Genomic DNA, 2,322 nt, shown 5'->3' with positions numbered 1-2,322 from the left:
CATCATGAACATCGGCAGGTCCAGGCTGCCCTGCGGCCCCAGCAGCGTGAACTTGTCCTTGGTGACCGGCGTCTCGAGCGGCGCGCCCAGTTCCTTCCAGTTCGGGAACAGCTCGCTGATGCCCTTGGGATCGATGACCGCGCCCGAGAGGATGTGCGCGCCGACCTCCGAGCCCTTCTCGAGCACGGCGACAGTGAGGTCCGGATTGATCTGCTTCAGCCGGATCGCGGCGCCCAGGCCCGACGGCCCGGCGCCCACGATGACGACGTCGTACTCCATGGACTCGCGTCCATAGTCCTGATTCACGTCGCCTTCGCTCATGGCCGCCTGGCTCCTCATCCCCTTGGCCGGCGGGTCCCCTCGCCCGCCGTATCGTCGCGGGTCTTATCGGGATGTCACCTACGGGCGGTCAAGCATGAAGCCCCAGTTTTTCATACGGATGTTCGCGCATTGCGCGCCCGCGGCCACGCCTCGGGATGGCCAGCAGCAGCGCGAGCCAGCCGAACGGCGTCGTCCGGGTCGGCCTGTGCAGTTCTTCCATCACCGCAGTCCTTTCGCTCAGTCGTGGGTTTCGCCGGCCAGCGGCGTGGCGCGCATCGAGGCGCGCTCCGAGAAGCGGTCGAACCAGGCCGTCAGCCGGGGCCGGCCCGGCCGGAACGGCGGCAGCGACCGGAACTCCAGCCAGCTCAGGGCCGTCGCCGCCGCCACATGGCCCACGTGCAGCGGCGGATCGGGATCCAGATGGCGTTCCAGCCAGTCGTAGCCATCGACCAGCTTCTCGATCTGGCCGTCGCGCAGCGGTGGATAGCGCAGCGCCTCGGGCCGCCGTTCGGTCTCCCAGCGCACCGCGATGCCCGCGTCGCAGAGGCCTTGGGCCACCGCCTGCATGGTCAGCGCCGGCCAGCGGGACGCGCCCTGGGGGATCAGCTTCGTCCCGGCGAGCCCGTCCAGATATTCGCAGATCACGTCCGAATCGAAGATCGCCTCGTCTTCGCGAGTGATCAGCACCGGCACCTTGCCCAGCGGGTTCAGCGCGAACACCTCGGGATTGCGGCGCGTCGGGCTGGTCTCCTGGTGGAGAACCTCGATCTCGCCGGCCAGGCCCACCTCGTGCGCGAAGACCAGCGCCTTGCGGGCATAGGGCGAGTGGGTCTGGTAGAAGAGCTTCATCGATCGGGTCCCCTGACTGTTGGGGTGAGGAATACCGGCGGGCGGCGGTCGTCGGGCGGCGCATCTGTCGCCTGCCTGCAGAAATTCGTCGCAGATCGCCGCGGCGGCGGATATTTCCGGCGCATGAAGCTCGACCGTTTCGATCGCCGCCTGCTGGCCGAGGTCCAGGCCGACGCCGGCCAGATCACCGAGGCGCTCGCCGACAAGGTGGGCCTCTCGGCCTCCGCCGTTCAGCGCCGCCTGCGCCGTTTGCGCGCCGAGGGCGTGATCCAGCGCGAGACCGCCATCCTTGACCCCCGCAAGGTGGGCCGGCCCACCTTCTTCATCGTCGGCCTCGAGGTCGAACGCGAGCGCCCCGAGCTGCTGGACCAGCTGCGCCGCTGGCTGGCCCAGGAAGAGCACGTGCAGCAGGCCTTCTACGTGACCGGCGAGGCCGACTTCGTCCTGGTGGTGACCGCGCCCGACACCGAGACCTACGACGCCCTGATGTCACGGCTGGTCAGCGAGAACCCCAATGTGCGCCGCTTCCGGACCAATGTGGCCCTCGGCGTCGTGAAGCGTGGGCTGACCATCCCGGTCCCTGACGAGGACTGACGCGGATCGGCGCACGTCCGGCGCGGCACGCGGAAAAGCCGCACGGCGGCGCGGCGGTTCGGCGCGGGTCCGCGCCGCCAACCTCTAGGCTGGGACCATGAGACCGACCGTCCCCTCCGAGATCCGTCGCTGGCTCGCGGCCCTGCCTGGCGCTGTTGAGCCCACGCCCCTCCTCGACCTGCCCGCGCTCGCCGCCCGCTGCGGCGTGGCGTCCGTGCATGTGAAGGCGGAGGGCGCCCGCCCCCTGGGCAACTTCAAGGCGCTGGGCGGCGTCTATGCGGCCCTGCGTGCGCTGGCGCGGGCGACTGAGGCGCAGGACCTGTCCCAGCTGCTCGACGGCCGCGCCCGGCGCGCGCCGACCCTGATCTGCGCCAGCGACGGCAACCACGGGCTGGCGGTGGCGGAAGGCGCACGGCTGGCGGGCGCCGCCGCCCGGATCTTCCTGCCGGCCGACCTGCCGCCGGTGCGCAGCGACCGGATCCGCGCCCGCGGGGCCGCGGTCGCGCTGGTGCAGGGCGACTACGACGACGCCGTGGAGGCCGCCCTTCAAGCCGCGGC

The 2,322-nt window shown here is 71.0% G+C and carries 5 protein-coding genes; 2 read left to right on the top strand and 3 right to left on the bottom strand.

Annotated elements, in window-relative coordinates; all coding sequences use genetic code 11:
• The 3 genes from RIF93_RS20185 to RIF93_RS20175 all read right to left on the bottom strand — a co-directional run.
• Positions 1-321 (bottom strand): NAD(P)-binding protein (locus tag RIF93_RS20185; protein ID WP_375163911.1); only part of this gene is annotated, 321 nt, incomplete at its 3' end.
• 88 nt (positions 322-409) lie between these two features.
• Positions 410-541 carry a hypothetical protein gene (locus tag RIF93_RS20180; protein WP_309093229.1) on the bottom strand — a complete coding sequence of 44 codons (132 nt, stop codon included), beginning with the start codon at positions 539-541 and terminating at the stop codon, positions 410-412.
• 17 nt (positions 542-558) lie between these two features.
• Entirely contained in the window at positions 559-1,170 is a 612-nt protein-coding gene (locus tag RIF93_RS20175; protein ID WP_309093228.1) for a glutathione S-transferase, read from the bottom strand.
• 123 nt (positions 1,171-1,293) lie between these two features.
• Between RIF93_RS20175 and RIF93_RS20170 the strand changes: the two genes are divergently transcribed.
• Together RIF93_RS20170 and RIF93_RS20165 are read left to right on the top strand one after the other, a co-directional pair.
• Positions 1,294-1,764, top strand: coding sequence for an Lrp/AsnC family transcriptional regulator (locus tag RIF93_RS20170; protein WP_309093227.1), 471 nt, complete (start codon positions 1,294-1,296; stop codon positions 1,762-1,764).
• A gap of 97 nt (positions 1,765-1,861) precedes the next feature.
• Positions 1,862-2,322, top strand: a 461-nt coding sequence (locus RIF93_RS20165; RefSeq protein ID WP_309093226.1) for a pyridoxal-phosphate dependent enzyme, incomplete at its 3' end; no start/stop codon positions are given.

Source organism: Phenylobacterium sp., assembly GCF_031181185.1.
Taxonomy (GTDB): Bacteria; Pseudomonadota; Alphaproteobacteria; order Caulobacterales; family Caulobacteraceae; genus Phenylobacterium.
The sequence above is the reverse complement of the archived record's forward strand: the minus strand, read 5'-3'. Positions and strand labels throughout refer to the sequence as shown.